17 protein-coding genes and 2 tRNA genes are annotated in these 17,405 nt (G+C 42.6%); 15 read left to right on the top strand and 4 right to left on the bottom strand.

Annotated features, from left to right (window positions below):
- The first annotated feature begins 66 nt into the window (after positions 1-66).
- From H7198_RS05030 to H7198_RS04985, 10 genes are all read left to right on the top strand, one after another.
- Positions 67-336, top strand: a complete 270-nt coding sequence (locus H7198_RS05030; RefSeq protein ID WP_274458682.1) for a phosphocarrier protein HPr — start codon at positions 67-69, stop codon at positions 334-336.
- Positions 337-451: 115 nt separating this feature from the next.
- Positions 452-1,177: a tRNA (adenosine(37)-N6)-threonylcarbamoyltransferase complex dimerization subunit type 1 TsaB gene (gene tsaB, locus H7198_RS05025; protein ID WP_274458681.1), complete on the top strand. Its 726-nt coding sequence runs from the start codon at positions 452-454 to the stop codon at positions 1,175-1,177.
- Positions 1,161-1,718, top strand: coding sequence for a ribosomal protein S18-alanine N-acetyltransferase (rimI, locus tag H7198_RS05020; protein ID WP_274458680.1), 558 nt, complete (start codon positions 1,161-1,163; stop codon positions 1,716-1,718). The genes tsaB and rimI overlap by 17 nt, the downstream gene beginning before the upstream one ends.
- A complete protein-coding gene (locus H7198_RS05015; protein ID WP_274458679.1) occupies positions 1,711-2,127 on the top strand; it encodes a GNAT family N-acetyltransferase in 417 nt (138 codons plus the stop codon). The genes rimI and H7198_RS05015 overlap by 8 nt, the downstream gene beginning before the upstream one ends.
- A complete protein-coding gene (gene tsaD / locus H7198_RS05010; protein WP_274458678.1) occupies positions 2,124-3,143 on the top strand; it encodes a tRNA (adenosine(37)-N6)-threonylcarbamoyltransferase complex transferase subunit TsaD in 1,020 nt (339 codons plus the stop codon). Before H7198_RS05015 ends, tsaD begins: the two co-directional genes overlap by 4 nt.
- 194 nt (positions 3,144-3,337) lie before the next feature.
- The gene (locus tag H7198_RS05005; protein WP_091502654.1) at positions 3,338-3,985 is read left to right on the top strand and encodes a redox-sensing transcriptional repressor Rex; all 648 of its coding nucleotides are present in this window, start codon (positions 3,338-3,340) and stop codon (positions 3,983-3,985) included.
- Between the two features lie 6 nt (positions 3,986-3,991).
- On the top strand, positions 3,992-5,035 hold the full coding sequence (locus tag H7198_RS05000) for a lipid II:glycine glycyltransferase FemX (protein ID WP_274458677.1): 1,044 nt from the start codon (positions 3,992-3,994) through the stop codon (positions 5,033-5,035).
- Positions 5,036-5,083: 48 nt separating this feature from the next.
- Entirely contained in the window at positions 5,084-5,911 is an 828-nt protein-coding gene (locus tag H7198_RS04995) for an HAD-IIB family hydrolase (RefSeq protein WP_274458676.1), read from the top strand.
- 105 nt (positions 5,912-6,016) lie between these two features.
- Positions 6,017-6,484, top strand: a complete 468-nt coding sequence (locus tag H7198_RS04990) for a DUF805 domain-containing protein (protein WP_274458675.1) — start codon at positions 6,017-6,019, stop codon at positions 6,482-6,484.
- Between the two features lie 108 nt (positions 6,485-6,592).
- Positions 6,593-7,363 (top strand): CPBP family intramembrane glutamic endopeptidase, encoded by a 771-nt coding sequence (locus tag H7198_RS04985; RefSeq protein ID WP_274458674.1) that lies wholly within the window; start codon positions 6,593-6,595, stop codon positions 7,361-7,363.
- A gap of 55 nt (positions 7,364-7,418) precedes the next feature.
- Here H7198_RS04985 and H7198_RS04980 read toward each other — a convergent pair whose 3' ends face one another.
- Positions 7,419-7,931 (bottom strand): TetR/AcrR family transcriptional regulator, encoded by a 513-nt coding sequence (locus H7198_RS04980; RefSeq protein WP_274458673.1) that lies wholly within the window; start codon positions 7,929-7,931, stop codon positions 7,419-7,421.
- 130 nt (positions 7,932-8,061) lie between these two features.
- On the opposite strand from H7198_RS04980, the gene H7198_RS04975 reads away from it, so the two are divergent.
- The 3 genes from H7198_RS04975 to H7198_RS04965 all read left to right on the top strand — a co-directional run bounded on the left by H7198_RS04975 (position 8,062) and on the right by H7198_RS04965 (position 10,655).
- Entirely contained in the window at positions 8,062-10,332 is a 2,271-nt protein-coding gene (locus H7198_RS04975) for an MMPL family transporter (protein WP_274458672.1), read from the top strand.
- A 134-nt stretch (positions 10,333-10,466) separates the two neighbouring features.
- Positions 10,467-10,549 (top strand) — tRNA-Tyr (locus tag H7198_RS04970).
- 34 nt (positions 10,550-10,583) lie between these two features.
- Positions 10,584-10,655: transfer RNA gene (locus H7198_RS04965), tRNA-Gln, on the top strand.
- 110 nt (positions 10,656-10,765) lie between these two features.
- Here H7198_RS04965 and hflX read toward each other — a convergent pair.
- From hflX to H7198_RS04950, 3 genes are all read right to left on the bottom strand, one after another.
- The gene (hflX, locus tag H7198_RS04960) at positions 10,766-12,067 is read right to left on the bottom strand and encodes a GTPase HflX (protein WP_274458671.1); all 1,302 of its coding nucleotides are present in this window, start codon (positions 12,065-12,067) and stop codon (positions 10,766-10,768) included.
- A 41-nt stretch (positions 12,068-12,108) separates the two neighbouring features.
- On the bottom strand, positions 12,109-12,786 hold the full coding sequence (locus tag H7198_RS04955) for a histidine phosphatase family protein (protein ID WP_274458670.1): 678 nt from the start codon (positions 12,784-12,786) through the stop codon (positions 12,109-12,111).
- Positions 12,787-12,936: 150 nt separating this feature from the next.
- On the bottom strand, positions 12,937-14,376 hold the full coding sequence (locus H7198_RS04950) for a hemolysin family protein (RefSeq protein ID WP_274458703.1): 1,440 nt from the start codon (positions 14,374-14,376) through the stop codon (positions 12,937-12,939).
- 416 nt (positions 14,377-14,792) lie between these two features.
- Here H7198_RS04950 and nrdH point away from each other — a divergent pair, with 416 nt between their 5' ends.
- Together nrdH and nrdE are read left to right on the top strand one after the other, a co-directional pair.
- The gene (gene nrdH / locus H7198_RS04945; protein WP_091503240.1) at positions 14,793-15,023 is read left to right on the top strand and encodes a glutaredoxin-like protein NrdH; all 231 of its coding nucleotides are present in this window, start codon (positions 14,793-14,795) and stop codon (positions 15,021-15,023) included.
- A gap of 95 nt (positions 15,024-15,118) precedes the next feature.
- Positions 15,119-17,290, top strand: coding sequence for a class 1b ribonucleoside-diphosphate reductase subunit alpha (gene nrdE, locus H7198_RS04940; RefSeq protein ID WP_274458669.1), 2,172 nt, complete (start codon positions 15,119-15,121; stop codon positions 17,288-17,290).
- The last annotated feature ends 115 nt before the right edge of the window (positions 17,291-17,405 follow it).

Genomic DNA, 17,405 nt, shown 5'->3' with positions numbered 1-17,405 from the left:
CTATTTTGTAAGCGCTTTGATAAACTTAAATTGTGAAATAAGACTTTTCCAAAAGGAGAAAGAAACATGGCAGAAACAAAAGAATTTAACATCATTTCAGAAACAGGTATCCACGCACGTCCAGCAACCTTGTTGGTACAAACTGCTTCAAAGTTTTCATCTGAAGTGACTTTGTCATACCAAGGCAAGGAAGTTAACTTGAAGTCCATCATGGGTGTTATGTCACTCGGTGTTGGCCATGGCGCAGACGTAACGATCAAGGCCGATGGTGATGATGCTAAGGAAGCAATCGAAGCCGTATCAGCTGTGATGCGTAACGAAGGCTTGGCAAAGTAATTTTGTTTAAGTTGACCTCTTGGTCATTAAAACCGCGAAGAGCGGTTTTTTTATTTGAAAAGAAGTTTTACTCTAGTAAAATAAAGAGAGTAGAAAAGTGCTTTTGGAGGGCCCTATGAAAGTTTTAGCAATTGATACAAGTAATCAACCACTTTTGGTGGCATTAGCTGAAAACGGGGAGATTCTCGGCTCTTTTGTAACGAATAAACCAAAGAACCACTCGATTGATTTACTGCCAGCGGTCAAGGATTTGATGAAGGACGAAGGTTGGACGCTAAACGATTTAGACCAGATTGCCGTTGCCAAGGGGCCGGGCTCCTTCACTGGCCTTCGCATTGGTTTGACGGTCGGCAAAGTCCTTTCTGACACTTTGAAGAAGCCTTTGTTAGCCATTTCTTCATTGAAGGCCATTGCTCGTCAGATTCAGCTGCAGGGGAATCAAAAGAAAATCGTGTTGGCACTCTTTGACGCCCGTAACGACAACGTTTTTGCTGGTGCCTATATTGACGATAAAACCGTCTTGGAAGATGGTCACTATCCAATCGATGAGGTTTTGCATTTGATTGCTCAAATGAACGAACCCGTTGTTGTCGTTGGGGATGGCAGTCATTTCGAAGAGATGATTGAAGAAGAACTTGGTCGGATGCCATTAACCATCTTATCGGAAGAGGACTCACTTCCTGATGGAACCGGTTTAGTTGATTTAGCTAAAACAGCTAAGCCCGTCGAAGATGTTGCGAACTTAACCCCTGCTTACTTGCGTAAGACACAGGCTGAATTGAACTGGGAGAAAGCCCACCAAGGACAGCCACTGGACAAGCCCTATGTTTTTGAAGTTTAGGAAAAAGAAGAAAAAAGAAAAGCCTGTCGCGCAGACGTTAATTGACTTTCCAACGGAACGCTTTGAGGCGGCCGATGGGGATGTGTTGACTTTGCGTCTGGCGACGGTTGCTGATATTCCAGGGTTGGTGGCAATCCAAGAGGCAGTTTATAACGGCTATGCTCCCTGGGTGTCGCGAGACTTTTACCATGAACTAAAGCAGGAAAAGGACCGCCTCTACTTAGTGGCATCGAAGCGTGATCAGGTTGTGGCCTTTATTGCGCTAGTGCGGCGGGAACAAGTGCCCGATCTGCATATTGCTAACATTGCGGTTTTGCCAGTTTGGCAGGGCCGTCAGGTTGGCTCCTATTTGATTAATACGGCAAAGGCGGTGGCTTGGGAGATTAACTTGCCAAAGCTTTCTTTGGAGGCTCGTCGTTCGAACACTGGGGCCTTAGCACTCTATGATCGACTTGGCTTTGTTGTTGAGGACGTTATTGAGAATTACTACATCGATAATAAGGAAGACGCGATTTCAATGGTGGATTACCTCGATGCATAGAGCAGCAACAAATGAAGACCTTGAAACGATTGCTGGGATTGCCGAGTCAGCATTTGGTAAGCATAATCCCTTGCCGCACGATTTAATTGCTCAGCAATTATCGGCTGGTCGAGTAAGTTATTTAATTGACGAAGCTGAGGATGCCTTCATATCCTTTAGTCAGGTACTAGACGAGATTGAGATTTATGATTTGGCGGTGGTAGAGGATAGGCAGGGCCAAGGAATTGGCCAGGTACTTTTCAATACATTTTTGCAGGAGTACGCTGATAGCCACTTGTTTTTGGAAGTAGCGGAGGGGAACTTAGCCGCCAGGCACATTTATGAGAAGATGGGCTTTCAGCAGTACCATGAACGCCCGAATTATTACCAAGACGGTCAGACCGCCATTTTAATGGAGAAAAAGCCATGACAACATTGATTGCATTTGAATCGAGCGCGGACGAAACTTCCGTTGCTGTTGTAAAAGACGGCAAGGAAGTGTTGTCCAACGCGGTCGCCACACAAATTAACTCCCATCAACGGTTTGGAGGGATTGTTCCGGAGGTTGCTTCAAGGCACCACTTGGAGTGGATTACGAAGACTTTGGACATCGCAATGGACGAATCTGGGTTAAAACCGGAAGACATTGACGGTGTGGCCGTTACCTACGGGCCAGGCCTAGTTGGCTCACTTTTGGTTGGGTTGATGGGGGCGAAGACTTTTGCGATGGCTCACAATCTACCAATTATCCCGGTTAACCATTTAGCTGGGCACATTGCCGCAGCAAACTTCAATAAGCCGATTGAATACCCAGCCATTGCCCTTATGGTTTCCGGTGGGCACACCGAGTTGGTTCTGATGACGGAGGAGAATTCCTTTGAAATCTTGGGCGAAACCTACGATGATGCGGCAGGGGAATCCTATGATAAAGTCGGTCGCCTGATGGGAGTGAATTACCCAGCAGGTAAGGCAATTGATGAATTGGCTGCGCAAGGTAAGGTAACCATCGACTTCCCACAGGCAATGGCCCATGAGGCTGGCTATGACTTTTCATTCTCAGGGTTGAAGTCCGCGGTGATTAATCAGGTTCATAACGCGGAGCAGCGCGGAGAAGAGATTGATAAGGCAGACTTGGCTGCTTCCTTCCAAGCAGCTGTGATTAAGGCTTTGATTGAGCGTACACGTCGAGCACTGACGGATTTTCCTGTAAAGTCCTTGGTGCTTGCTGGTGGTGTTGCTGCCAACTCTGGCTTACGTGCAGCTTTGACTGATTTGATTCAGGAATTTCCTGAAACGGACTTTATTCCTGTGCCTAAGCAATACACTGGTGATAACGCAGCCATGATTGGCGCGGCAGGCTATTGGAATTATAAGGATGGTATTTTTGCCGATTTGGATTTGAACACACATCCAGGTCTTGATTTCCCATTGCGAGAAGAAAAATAGTGGTAAACGGGCGGATGCCTGTTTTTTTCTTCCGTTTTTTTAGTATCCATTTAATAAATATTTCACGATAATGTGATAAAATGATTGTGAAAAATCATCAAAGCTATTTCGAGTTGTCTTGTATTATGCTATAATTTAAATAATATTTTTCACAAATAAAATAATTTTCACAAAGAACTGATGGAGAAGAAATTATGAATGAGCAAGCGCGAATTCCTCGTGCAACCGCTAAACGGTTGCCGATTTACTATCGTTATTTAACATTTTTGGAAGATGCAGGGACTAACCGAATCTCATCTGCTGAGTTAGCGGAAGCAACAAAGTTTGATGCTGCGACCATTCGTCGTGACTTTTCATACTTTGGTGCCTTGGGTAAGCGTGGATATGGCTATGATGTGAAGGCTTTGCTGTCATTCTTTGCAAAGGTTTTGGATCAAAGCTCATTGATTAACGTCGCCTTGATTGGTGTCGGCCACTTGGGTCACGCACTCTTGAACTTTAATTTCCACCAATCTTCGAACATGCGAATTGCGGCTGCTTTTGATATTAATGAGCATCGTGGCAAGATTTTGTCAGGTGTGCCAATTTATGACATGTCTGAATTGGAAGAACAAATTAAAGCACAACGGATTAACATTGCTATTTTGACTGTTCCACAAGAAGAGGCCCAAGAAATCACTGATCGCCTAGTTTCAGCGGGTATCAAGGGTATTATGAACTTTACGCCACTTCGTGTTTCAGTACCAGATGGTGTTCGTGTTCAAAACGTTGACTTGACTAATGAATTGCAGACTTTGGTCTACTTCATTCAAAACTATGCATCTATTACAACGGGGAAATAATCAACGATGGCAGTACTTGATTTAAACGATAGCAAACAAGTTGAAAAATTTCAGACCTTCGTCCGTGAACAGGATGGCGGTCAAGTGACTCAAGACCCCAAATGGGGTGAGTTGAAAGCAAACTGGGGTCATGTTTATATTTATCGTACAAATGATTCCGGCGAGATTACGGCTGCTATGGCTGTTTTAACCATTGAGGCTGTCCCTGGTAAGCTGTTGGCATACTGTCCTAAGGGACCAGTCGCCAACATTCAGGATGTTGAACTAGTGAAGTCTCTTGTTCAAGAAGCTTTGGATAACTTGCCTGACAATGTCTTTCTCCTTCGAATGGATCCAGAAGTTCTTTATGATAAGAATCTTGATGCGGCATATCAAGCAGCCGGTTTTGTAACTCGCAACGTGGATGTTACCTATATGCATGGGAACATCCAACCACGTCGCAACGTAGAACTCTTTTATGATGGTCGTGGTGAAGGCGCTTCAGTGATTACAAACGAAGAAGAATTGATGCACCACTTTAAGAGTGATTACCGAAACCAGATTCGTCGTGCTAAAAAAGATGGTGTTACGATCACGTCTGGACGTTCAAAGGAAGATATTGATGCCTTCTTTGAGACTTATAAAATGATGGCAAAGGCGCAAAATATCACCCATCGACCAATTGACTACTTTTACCGAATGCAAGAACTCTGGGCTGATGATTCAGCTTTCCGTGTTTTCTTAGCCCACTTTGATGGACAGGTTGTTGCAGCTGGAATTGGCTTTTCTTATGGTGATAAGATTTGGTATATGTACGCAGGCTCAAACCGTTCTTATGCAAAGCATTACGGTCCATATTTGGTTCAATGGGAAATGTTAAAGTGGGGGCTTGCTGAAAAGAAAGTACGCTACGACTTTGGTGGTGTTGGTGACTTTACACCAGAAGATGGTCTGTATAAGTTTAAGCATGGTTTTGCTTATCATGATCCACATGTGGAATACATTGGTGAGTTGGACTGGGTTCTTGACCAAGAAGCTTATGACAAGTATTTAGAAGGTTTTGCAGAATAAACACTAGCCGTTGAGCCGTCCCCGATTATTGACGAGAAAGGCGAAATTATGACAATTAAATTGATTGCTTCCGATATGGATGGTACGTTCTTAGTAAATGAGGATGAATACGATCAAGCCCATTTTGAGAAGGTTCTGCGTCAATTGAAGGAGCGAGATATCCGCTTTGTGGCTGCTTCGGGACGACGCCTTCAGAATTTAAAAGAGTTATTTGCACCAATTGATGCTGATCTTCTAAATCAAATTGACTATGTCGGATCAAATGGTTCGGTGGTGGCAACTTCTCAAAAGAATCTATATTCCATTTATTTAAGCGCTGATTTAATTGAAAAAGTCATCCGCTGGAATAGTGGGTATGCTCCCTCGGCTAATAACTTAATTGTTCTTTCAGGTATCAAGGGAACCTATGTTTCGAATCATGCGACGAAAGAAGTAATCGATATGATTTCTCGCTTTTATCCAAATGTGATGCAGGTTGAAAAGTTACTTGAGATTAATGATCAAATACTTGGTGTGTCCTTTATTTGGCCGCATGAAGAAGTGCAGACTTATGTTCAGGATATCGAAGATTTGTTTGGACATGAGATTCATGTTACAGGTTCAGGCTTTGGATCGGTTGATATTCTTCCGCGTGATGTCAATAAGGCGAACGCCCTACAAATTTTACAAGACTATTATGGAATTTCAGATGAAGAAGTAATGGTCTTTGGGGATAATTCCAATGACTTGGAAATGCTTGAAAAGTATCAGGAAGCGTATTTGATGCCTAATGCAGCAACCTTTATGCATGAGATGCACGATAAAGAGGCGGTTACAACAAACGTCGAAGCTGGTGTCTTGCGAACAATTGAAGAAAAATTATCCTTAAAGGATTAATAAAAAAGGGCGAAAGCTCTTTTTTTATTTTATCCGTATTTAGACTCAGTCAAGATTTCCTTTGAATAATGATATAATTAATGTACTAAGGGTATGGTGAATAATATGATGCAAGCCTATCGTAATTTTTTCTTTCATTATTTTAATTTAAACCAAAGTACTGGCCGCAAAGATTACTGGTTGGCGACTTTTGTGAATATTATTGTGGCTCTGATTTTTTATAGCGTTTCTTCCTTTTTGTTCTATTTGCTGGGGATGACGGATCAAGTCTTGGTATTGAACCTAATTGTAGCTTTTGCCATGATTATTTGGTTGATTTTAGCAACGGCTTTTATTTTGGCGATTTTGATTCCAATGGTGACAATATCGTTTCGACGCTATCGTGACACTGGGGTATCGATGTGGCTTTTTTGGATTGAGCCACTCTTATTGCTCGGTCTACTCGGCTTACTTTCGGAAGAGTTTAGCGACGGCTATACAAACATCTGGGTTGTTGTGGTTACCGGCCTCTTCCTTGTGGCTGACATACTAGTCAAGTTATTACCAAGTGCTAGTCAATCGGATAGTGAATAAACAAAAGTCATCGAAATGGGAGTATTTGTTAGCTCGTTTCGATGACTTTTTGCTTGAAAAGTATTAATTATGGTATTCTTATCAAAGAATATAAGGATGGAATAAAATATGAAGGCTTTGGCCACTTTTTTTCAAGAACACCGTCGGGTTCGTTGGACAATTCAAAGTTTTATGAAGGTACTGGCTTGGTTTGGCTTCTTTTGCTTTGAGTATCTGGCAATGGCACTATTGCAGTTGTCGGTTTACTTCTCAGATCAAATGAGAGATATTTTGTTGCTTTGCGGGCTACTCCTATCCGGCTTTTTCATTTACTTTGGCATGGATACGCTGAATGCTGGCAAAGAGACAGTGAAAGGTTTCTTGAAGCATTTATCACCTAAAAGAATTGATTGGCCAAGTAAATCCGAGTTCGCCCACATCGCCGCTATTTACATTATTTCTTTAGCGGGGATGATGTCTTGGCAAGTTTTTGAAAACTTTTTCTTATCGAAAATTACTTCAGGTACTACGGAAAATCAGGCGGCCCTGGACAGCATGATGTCTTTTGGAGGGCGGTACTCAATCATTGTGCTTTCGCTAGTGATTGTTTTTCTTGGCCCAATTATGGAAGAGCTTGTCTTCCGTGGCCTTTTCTTCCATTACTTTAATTGGAAGAAGGCTCCTTGGGTGACAATCATTGCCTCTGGCTTGCTCTTTGGTCTTTACCACCTAGGTTCTTATACTTGGTTATCGCTTTTAGATTTGCCACCATATTTGATTATTGGGACAGGTTTGGCCTATGCCTATAGTTATACCAACAAGCTTTCCTCTTCTATCTTGATGCACATCTTCCATAATGGCTGGGTGCAGGTGATGTCTTTGATGGTTTTGATTCATTAAAAAGAAAAAAAGTCCACTGGTTCAAAAGAACCAGTGGGCTTTTTGTTATGAAAACCTATTTATCAATACCAGGGAACTTCTTTTCTCGAATAATCTGATCAAAAAGCGCGTAGTCCTTTTGGAAGGAGTAAGGCTTTGGCAGGCTGCTATTCCAGATGCGAATCACCTGCATGTTCCCCAAGAGCCAAAGAATGTCAGACGAAGAGGCCATCGCTGTTAACTCACGGAAAACTGCGTTGTAGAATTGTTCTTCGAAGACTTTGTCTTCTAATTGAAAATCTAAAACGGACAGTGAGTCAGGAAAGGTAAATTCGTTAATTGTAGTAAAGGGGGCATCCTGAAAAGAATCGATATCAATTTGGTTGCTCAAAATTGTCATTGCTTCTTTGACGATAACGTCTAGCAATTCAAATTTATCATCGAAATGACGGTAAAAGGTATTACGGTTGACCTCTGCTTCTTCGCAAATATGTTTCACAGTGATTTTTGAAAAAGGCATTTTAGTTAGAAGGTCACCTGCTGTATCAAGCAGGTGTTCATGCATGAGGGTGTAGGTTTTATTAGCCATAAAAGGGACACTTTCTCTCTGTTGTAATGTTTGCGCGACAGTATCTCAATTTTACCCCTTTACCGTAAATATTTCCATGTTTAGAATAGATTCAGTTGTTAAATGAAAATATATAAAAGGAGAAACGACTATGCTTAAAAGCTTAGGAAAATGGATTTATAATAATAAATTCAAGACTTTCTTTGCATGGATCGTTGTTGTCGCCGCGTTGGCGGCTGGGGCACTTGGCTTAGGTTCACACTACACACAGAACTTGACAATTTCTGGTATCCCTTCAACGAACATTCAATCAACTTTGCAGAAGGAATTTAATCAAAATCCTAATGCGGGAACTATGAAGGCCGTTATTCAGAAGAAGGATAACGGGGATGTGACATCAGATAGCACGAAGGCTGATGTGGCCGCAGCTATTAAGAAGGTTCAAGATAAGTATGGTGATGACATTAAGTCAATCGCCAACCCATACGAATCTGATGCTGTTTCCTCTGATAAGACGACCGCCTACGTTGATATCACTTACAAGAAGGATGCTAACGATGTACCACGTAAGGCCATTGATAAGGTGATGGACATCTTCAACGACAAGGTGAAGACGTCAAACACGAAGGTTGCCTTTACTGGATCCGTTCAGGTTCACGCCTTTGAAGTTGGTGGTCCTTCAGAAATTATCGGTATTTCCATTGCCTTTGTTTTGTTGTTGGTTCTCTTCCGTTCCTTTGTAACGGCTGGAATGCCAATTATTTCAGCTTTGGTCGGTTTGGTTTCAGGTATCCTTTTGGTTACCATCGGAACGAACTTCTTGACCATGGCTTCTGTTTCACAGACTTTGGCCGTGATGTTGTCATTGGCCGTTGGAATTGATTACTCACTCTTCATTTTGAACCGTTATAAGACGGATTTGGCTGATACCAATGGTGATCGACAAGAAGCACTTGGACGTGCTTTGTCTGAAGCTGGTGCTTCAGTTATCTTTGCCGGTGTCACGGTTATTATCGCCGTTCTTGGGTTGGCCTTTGCTGGCATCGAATTCGTTACGACGATGGGAATTGCTGCCGCCTTTGCCGTGGCCTTTGCCGTATTCTCCGCTTTGACTTTCTTGCCAGCCTTGATTGCTTTGTGCGCAAAGTTTATTAAGCCAGCTACAAAGACTGTTGATGAATTGGCTGCTAACCCATCAAAGATTACAAAGTTCTTAACTGGTCACCCTTGGACGGTTATCGTTTCTGTTATCGTTATCCTAGGAGCCGTGGCATTGCCAGCACAAAACATGCGTTTGGGTATGCCATACAACGGTTCACTTCCAGAAGACCGTACAGAACGTCAAGCCTATGACATGATTTCTGACAAGTTTGGTGAAGGAATTAACTCACCATTGGTTGCTGTTGTGAAGTTGGATTCATCAAAGTCATCTGATGAAAACCAAGCAAACTTGAATAAGATTGCTGATCATATTGCCGGCTTGAAGGGTGTTAAGACGATGAAGACTTTGTCAGTTGATAAAGTCAAGGCTGCTACATTGCAAGAGCAAATGACTGCTCAAGCAAAGCAGCAAATGGCCGCCCAGGCTCAGGCTACTGGTCAAATGCCAACACAGGCAGAGCAGGATGCTGCGGCTGCTAAGATGAAGACTGAGATTGTTGCTCAAGCCGGTCGTAAGTACATGGTTTCTGACGATGGTAAGTACGCTCTTATGTTGATTACCCCTAAGAAGGGATCAGAGGCTGTTGAAACAACTAACCTTGTTAATAAGATTAAGGATTACTCTGACACCACGAAGTCAAAGTACGATGCAAAGATTACTTTGACAGGTATTAACGCTGTTAACTTGGACATCACGGATAAGTTGAACAAGGCAACACCAATCTTCGTTGCCACAATTATGGTTTTGGCCTTCTTGCTTTTGATGGCCGTCTTTAAGTCATTCGTTGTGCCAATTGTTGCCATGCTTGGTTTCGGTCTGTCACTACTGGCATCATTTGGATTCACGACTTTGGTTATTCAAGAAGGGTTCATGAAGAGCTTCTTCGGCGTATCAAAGGGTGCCCCATTGATTGCTTTCTTGCCAATCATCGTTACAGCCATTCTCTTCGGTTTGGCCATGGATTACGAAGTCTTTATGGTTTCACGTGCTCGTGAAGAGTACAAGAAGACAGGGGACAACGATCGTGCCGTAACGGTTGCTATGCAGGATTCAGGTCCAATTGTTGTCACTGCCGCCTTGATTATGATTGCCGTCTTTGGTTCATTTGCTTTGAACTCTGACCCAACCATTAAGTCATTGGGATTGGCTTTGGCCTTCGGAATCTTCTTCGATGCGTTCTTCGTTCGTTTGCTCTTTGTGCCAGCGATGTTGAAGGTCTTCGGAAAGACTAACTGGGCATTCCCTGGAAAAAAGAATTAAACACTAGTTTATGAAAGAAAAAGGTCTGACATTTGTCAGGCCTTTTTTATGTCTAGAAAAAAATAAAAGAATTTTCGAAAAAGTCTTGTCAGTACTAGCTAGGCTTGTTATAATATTTAAGTCGTAAGGCATTCGGGAGTGTAGCGAAGTCTGGCTAAACGCGACGGACTGTAACTCCGTTCCTTCGGGTTCGTAGGTTCGAATCCTACCGCTCCCATCGCTGCTGCAAAAAGTAGCTGGTATCTTACGATTGCCCCTTGGCCAAGTGGTAAGGCAGAGGTTTTTGGTACCTCCATGCGCTGGTTCGATCCCAGCAGGGGCAATAAGGCCGTTAGGCAATCACTTTTAGCAGGCAGAGATGCCTGCTTTTTTATTTAAAAATTAATGTTCTAAAAAAGCCTTCTAGCAATCACTAGAAGGCTTTTTCTATGTTTTAATGGATGTACTTTTGGTATCGCTGGACTTCTTCGCTTGAAAGGGCCACAGTCAGAACCGTACCATTCTCATCGAATTCCTGGTCTAGCAATTCGTGGTGATCTAAGATATTGGCAACTACCGCTGAATCGGCGAAGGGAACGTGTAGGGTCATTTCTTGACGATCAGCAAAGATTTCTTTCTTAACAAGCTTTAAAAGCTCGTCTTGGGAGGTGCGGTCCCTTGCTGAGATTGTAATGGCACCATCACCATCAACAAGTGGATAGGCTAGGTCGGCTAGGTCCGCCTTGTTAAAGACGGTAATCATGGCCTTATCCTTGATTCCTAAGCGCTCAAGGGTTTCTTCAGTAGTGGCCATCATCTCCTTGTGGTGAGGGTCTGAGATGTCGACAACCTGTAATAGTAAGTCGGCCTGGGCAGCTTCTTGTAAGGTTGATTCGAAGGCAGCCACTAAGTGGTGGGGGAGTTTTGAAACAAAGCCAACTGTATCTGAAAGTAAGAACTGTGATTTGTCAGGAAGCGTTAGCTGTCGAATCGTTGTGTTCAGGGTTGCAAAGAGCATGTCTTTTTCAAAGACTTGCTTACTTTGGTCATTTTCAGCTCCCTGTCCAAAACGCGTTAAGAGCTGATTCATCAAAGTTGACTTACCGGCGTTGGTGTAACCTACAAGAGCAACGGTTGGAATTTCAGATTCTTGGCGTTTCTTGCTTTGAACCGAACTGTCTTTTTGTAGTTCAGCTAGCTCCTTTTTGATTGCAACCATTTCCGAAGTTAATCGACGGCGAGACTGCTCTAACTGTGTTTCACCGGCTCCACGAGAGGTAAAACCGCCACCACCGGCACCTGTCTGCTGATCTAGGGAAACGGACATGGATGTGCGAAGGCGAGGGAGCTGGTACTGCAAACGAGCAAGCTGTACTTGAAGTTTAGCAACCTTCGTTTGAGCACGCTGTGCAAAAATATCTAAAATTAAACCAGTACGGTCAACTACCGTGGCGTCAGTTGCTTTTTCTAGGTTACGAATTTGCGATGGGGATAATTCGTCGTTTGTAACGATTAAATCCACATCGTAGGTTTGAACGGCAATGCGCAGTTCCTCGACTTTACCTTTCCCAAAGTAGGTCGCTGGGTTTGGACGCTCTAATGACTGGATATACGTTTCGACCGGGTTTAGCCGGTTGGCCTTTGCTAAATTGGCTAACTCTTCTAACTCATAGTCTAAGTTTTGCTTCTGGTCTTGTTTTAAAGCTGCTAACAGCACTGGACGTATCTTTACTTCAGTAGAATTAAAATCTTCCATTTGTTTCTCCATTGAAAAAGTCGGCGAACGCCGACTCCGTTTTATTTTACGTTAAAAACCGTTTCGCTATCGTTAAAGATATCGACACGACCACCTTCTTCGCTAAGGTGGATTTTGGTTACTGCACCGTTGCTAATTGAATTAACGGCTAATTCAGAGTGTCCAAAGTAATCGACAATGGCACGAATAGTTGTACCATGGGCTACAACTAGTACTTGGTCACCGTCCTTGTGTTCTTCTAGAAGGAATTTGAAACCGTTCTTAACACGCTTGATAAAGTGATCATAGTCTTCTGCAAGCTTATAAGGGTCAGCCAGTGCAAAGAGGTTCATAGATTCAGCCATGCCACGTTTCGTAATCATGTCTGAATAATCGGCATAAAAGGTGTCTGAGAAGGCGTTTAACTGCGTTAAAGCGACTTGTGAGTCAATACCTTCAAATGAACCGAAATTCTCTTCACGGAAGTCAGGTAGTTGTTGTGGCCAAATGGGTGAACCTGCCTGATTTTCTGATAGAAGGTACTTCGCCGTATGGATTGCTCGAGTAAGGTCGGATGAGTAGGCACCGGCGAAGTGGACATTGGCTAATCGTTGTCCGGCTAAGTGGCCATCATGAATACCTGACTCGGTTAATGGTGCATCAGAGTACCCTTGCAAACGACGTGTGAGATTGAAATAGGTTTGGCCGTGGCGAACGAGGTACAAATCAATGGCGGTCATAAACAGCTCCTTTAAAGATCTTGTTGGTTGTTGCAACAATTGTTTAACCCTAGTTTACCACGAAAGAAAAGCTAGACCGAATGGTAAGGGGGATTTAATTTACCAATTTATTTATAAAAAAAGCAGCCCTAGGGCTGCTTTATATCTTCATTATTTATCATCAGAAGTGGCGTGATGGTCATTGCGTTCACGCAGGTGGAACTTTGGCTTATCAATTGAATCATCTTGTTCATCAGTACTTGATTCACCATCTTCAGATGAAGATGGTGCAACAGGTTCATCATCAAGTTCTTTCACAGCGAATTCTGGGATAAAGGCGTTTTCATATCCAAGTGCAGTGACTTTGTAATTAGCAATACGTAATGAATCGCCCGTTCGGAAGTCAGGATCACGCTTCAAAACGTAACCGGTCAACGTGACAGCTTCATCATCGTCCAATTCCTTCACATCTGTGTGGAAGTAACGCTGGAAGTCATACAAAGTTGTTTTACCGGAAACCTTGTAACGGCGATCACCGAGCTTTTCGATGTACTCGTCCGATTGGTCATCCATTTCATCACGAACGGATCCGAATAACTCTTCGTAGATATCCTTATCAGTGATAATACCGGCAGTACCACCATACTCATCAACAACAACTGCGATTGGTGAGCGCTTCATAACCATTTCGTCCATGACGTTGTGGAGGTCCATGTTCTCCGGAACAGCGGGAATATCACGCATGATTTTGGCAACTGATTCCTTACCAGAGATACGACTTTGGCGAACAAGGTCGTAGTTGAAGACGTATCCTAGAATCTTATCTTTATCACCATCTGCGACGACTGGGAAACGAGAATGACGAACCTTTAGGTATTCGTCCAATCCAGAAGAAATACTTTGAGAAACATCGATAACATCCATTGATGTACGGTCAATCATAACATCAACCGCAACTTTATCGTTCATTTCAAATGCGCGTTGCATGAAAGTCAAATCTTCAGTATCCAATTCACCGGCTTCAGCTGCATTCTTAGACAATGATAGAATCTCGGTTTGAGAGTAGATATCGTCATCGTTTGTCACTTGGAAACCAAGTAGGTGGGTGACCCAGTTTGACATGTGGTCAAGCAACCAAATCATTGGGAACAAAGTGATGTGGAAGAAACGTACAGGCTTAACAATGAAAAGGAGGACCTTAATTGGTTCTTCAATGGCAATGTTCTTTGGCACCAAATCAGTGAAGACGGCGTGCAGAACGGTAAAGATAACGATAGCAGCCACAGAGGCAACAGGCTTGGCCATGTCCGTTGGAAGCATGTGTGACTGAATAATTAAATCGGCCACTGTTTCTTCACCGACCCAACCTAAGATAAGGGAAGTCAGCGTGATACCAACCTGAGCAGTTGAAAGGAACTCTGTTAGGTGGGTAACCATGTGGATAGCGGAAGCGATGTTCTTTGAAGGCTTTTCACGGTCGTCTTGTAGGGCCTGTAAAGCTGAGAGTCGCACCTTAACTAAGGAGTACTCAGTTAAAGTAAAGAGCACTGCAAGTAGTAAGATAAAAACAATAATAAGTGTATTAATTAAATACGAAGGACCTGAATCCAAAACACATACCTCTTTCAATTCGATTTCTTTATTTAATACTTATTATATCAAAAAATACGGCGATGGTAAGTGGGTAATGGCGTACAATGACAAATGTAACAAAGCCTTCTTCACAAGGGGTAACAGAATGGATGTTCCCCTCATTGTTGGGATAAGAAGTGATTTATTAGATTCTAAATTGTAATAACAAGGTAAGAAACCGAACAATAAGGGGTTATCAGCCTTTGTATAAAAATGCACAAAATAAATTCAAAAACCCGGTCTGATAAGGTTCTGGAAATATTTGTTTGTGCAGACATCTTTAGACCTTGAAGTCTATTTTTAAAACAGTAAACTAGAGATTGTCCCGTTGTTTAAATCAACGTTAAAAGCCTGATTAAACAGCGATAAATATAGAGAGAAAGAAGGACCACCTTATGTCAGAAATTACGGTCTTTACAAAAAATAACTGCGTTCAATGTAAGATGACAAAGAAGTACTTGGATCAACTTGGTTTGGGATTCAAAGAAATTAACATTGAAGAGCAACCTGAATACCTCGCTCAATTGAAGGAGCAGGGATTCAAGCAAACACCCGTTGTTCAAGTAGCTGGTCGCGAAGCCTTTGCTGGATTCCAACCTGCCGTTTTGAAGCAATTGACCGCTTAAGCTTTTTTAGTGTAGCTACTTTTTATTACATATCGTAATAAGATTTGCTTCAGTAAAAAAGAATTTGCTAAGTACAAGCAACGGAAAGGAATTTCATGTCATTATTAGACATCGATCTCGCGAATGTTAAGTATTTTGATTTAAACAACGAAGTTAACATTCCAAAAAACGGTCAGATTCAACTTGAAAAAGACCAGGAAGCTTTAGAAGCATTCATGGAAGAAAACGTTGAACCAAACATGAAAAAGTTTGATTCATTAAAAGAACGTTTTGACTGGATGATTAAGAACGACTTTTTGGAAAAGGGCTTCATTGAAAAGTATAAGATGTCTTTCATCGAAGAACTCTATGCCTTCTTGGAGGGCGAAGACTTTCACTTTGCTTCCTTTATGGCTGCCTTTAAGTTCTATAACCAGTATGCACAGAAGACCAATGACAAGGCTTACTACGTTGAATCATACATTGATCGACTTGCAGCCAACGCTTTGTTCTATGCCAATGGTGATGAGACATTAGCAATGTCGCTTGCAAACGAAATGGTGCACCAACGTTACCAACCGGCAACGCCATCCTTCTTGAACGCGGGACGTGCACGTCGTGGTGAATTGGTTTCTTGTTTTGTTTTGCAAGCAACGGACAATATGAATTCCATTGGGCGTATTATCAACTCAGCACTCCAACTATCTAAGATGGGTGGGGGAGTTGGAATTAACTTGTCCAATGTCCGTGAATCTGGTGCGCCGGTAATGGGGATTGCTAATTCAGCTGGTGGAATCGTGCCAATTATGAAGTTATTGGAAGATTCTTTTACCTTCTCTTCACAGGTTGGAGCCCGTCAAGGAGCCGGTGTTGTCTACTTAAACATCTTCCATCCTGACGTCATGACTTTTATGGCAACCAAGAAGGAAAACGCCGATGAGAAGGTTCGTGTTAAGACGCTTTCCCTCGGGTTGATTGTGCCGGACAAGTTCTACGAATTGACAAAGGCCAATAAGGAAATGGCTTTGTTCTCACCTGACGATGTTGAGCGTGAGTACGGAGTGCCATTTAACTACGTTGATTTGACTGCGGAATACGATAACTTGTTAGCAAACAAGAATATCCGTCGTAAGATGATTCCTGCACGAACAGTCGAAGAAGAAATTTCAAAGTTGCAGCAGGAATCTGGTTATCCATACATTATGAACGTGGATACGGTTAACGCAGCCAACCCAATTGATGGAAAGATTATTTCATCAAACCTTTGTTCAGAAATTTTGCAGGTGCAGACACCATCAGAATTAAACGATGAACAGGAATATACAAAGTTGGGTGAAGATATTTCATGTAATTTGGGTTCCGTTAACATTGTGAACATGATGAAGACACCGGATTTCGGGGCTTCAGTTGAAGCAATGATTCGTGCGCTTTCCTTTGTTTCCGACAACTCAAACCTAAACGTTGTGCCTTCTGTTGAAAATGGTAACCAGAAGAAGCATGCCGTTGGATTGGGTGCGATGGGACTTGCAGCCCTCTTTGCACAAAACCAAATGATGTATGGAGATGAAGAAGCCTTGGACTTCACTCAAACCTTCTTCTCAACGTTAAACTACTACTCTTTGATTGCTTCCATGCACATTGCAGAAGACCGTGGGGAAACGTTTGCTGGCTTTGAAAAGTCTGCCTATGCGGATGGCTCATACTTCAACCAGTATTTGGAAAAGGACTTTGGTCCTAAGACTGAAAAAGTCGCCAAGCTCTTTGAAAACATTCACTTGCCAAGCCATGAAGATTGGCAGCAGTTGAAGAAGGAAGTTATGGAAAATGGTTTGTATAACGCTTACCGTCACGCCATTGCACCAACTGGTTCGATTTCATACGTTAATAACACGACAGCTTCGCTGCACCCAATCATTAACCGAATTGAAGAACGTCAAGAGGCGATGATTGGAAAGGTCTACTATCCAGCGCCTGGCCTTTCAAACGAAACGATTCCTTATTATCAATCAGCTTATGATACGGATATGCGTAAGGTTGTTGACGTTTATGCAGCGGCACAGCCACACGTTGACCAAGGAATGTCTTTGACATACTTCATGCGTTCAACGATTCCTGATGGGCTCTACGAATGGAAGGATGATCGTACGAACAAGATGACGACACGTGACTTGTCTATCTTGCGTAACTACGCCTTTAAGAAGGGTATCAAAACGATTTACTATGTTCGTACCTTTACGGATGATAATCAAGAAGCCGGTGTGAACGAGTGTGAATCTTGTTCCATCTAATTCTTAAAAAAATAAAAAACAAGCGGAAGCTTGTTGTACATATGGTACTCTTAACGGGTGCAATCATTTTAAATGTTACGGCTATGCTCTTGAATAGTCTGTGATGAATATACAG

Origin of the sequence: Fructobacillus sp. CRL 2054, assembly GCF_028764065.1 — a bacterium.
In the GTDB taxonomy this organism is placed as follows: Bacteria; Bacillota; Bacilli; order Lactobacillales; family Lactobacillaceae; genus Fructobacillus.
The sequence above is the reverse complement of the archived record's forward strand: the minus strand, read 5'-3'. Positions and strand labels throughout refer to the sequence as shown.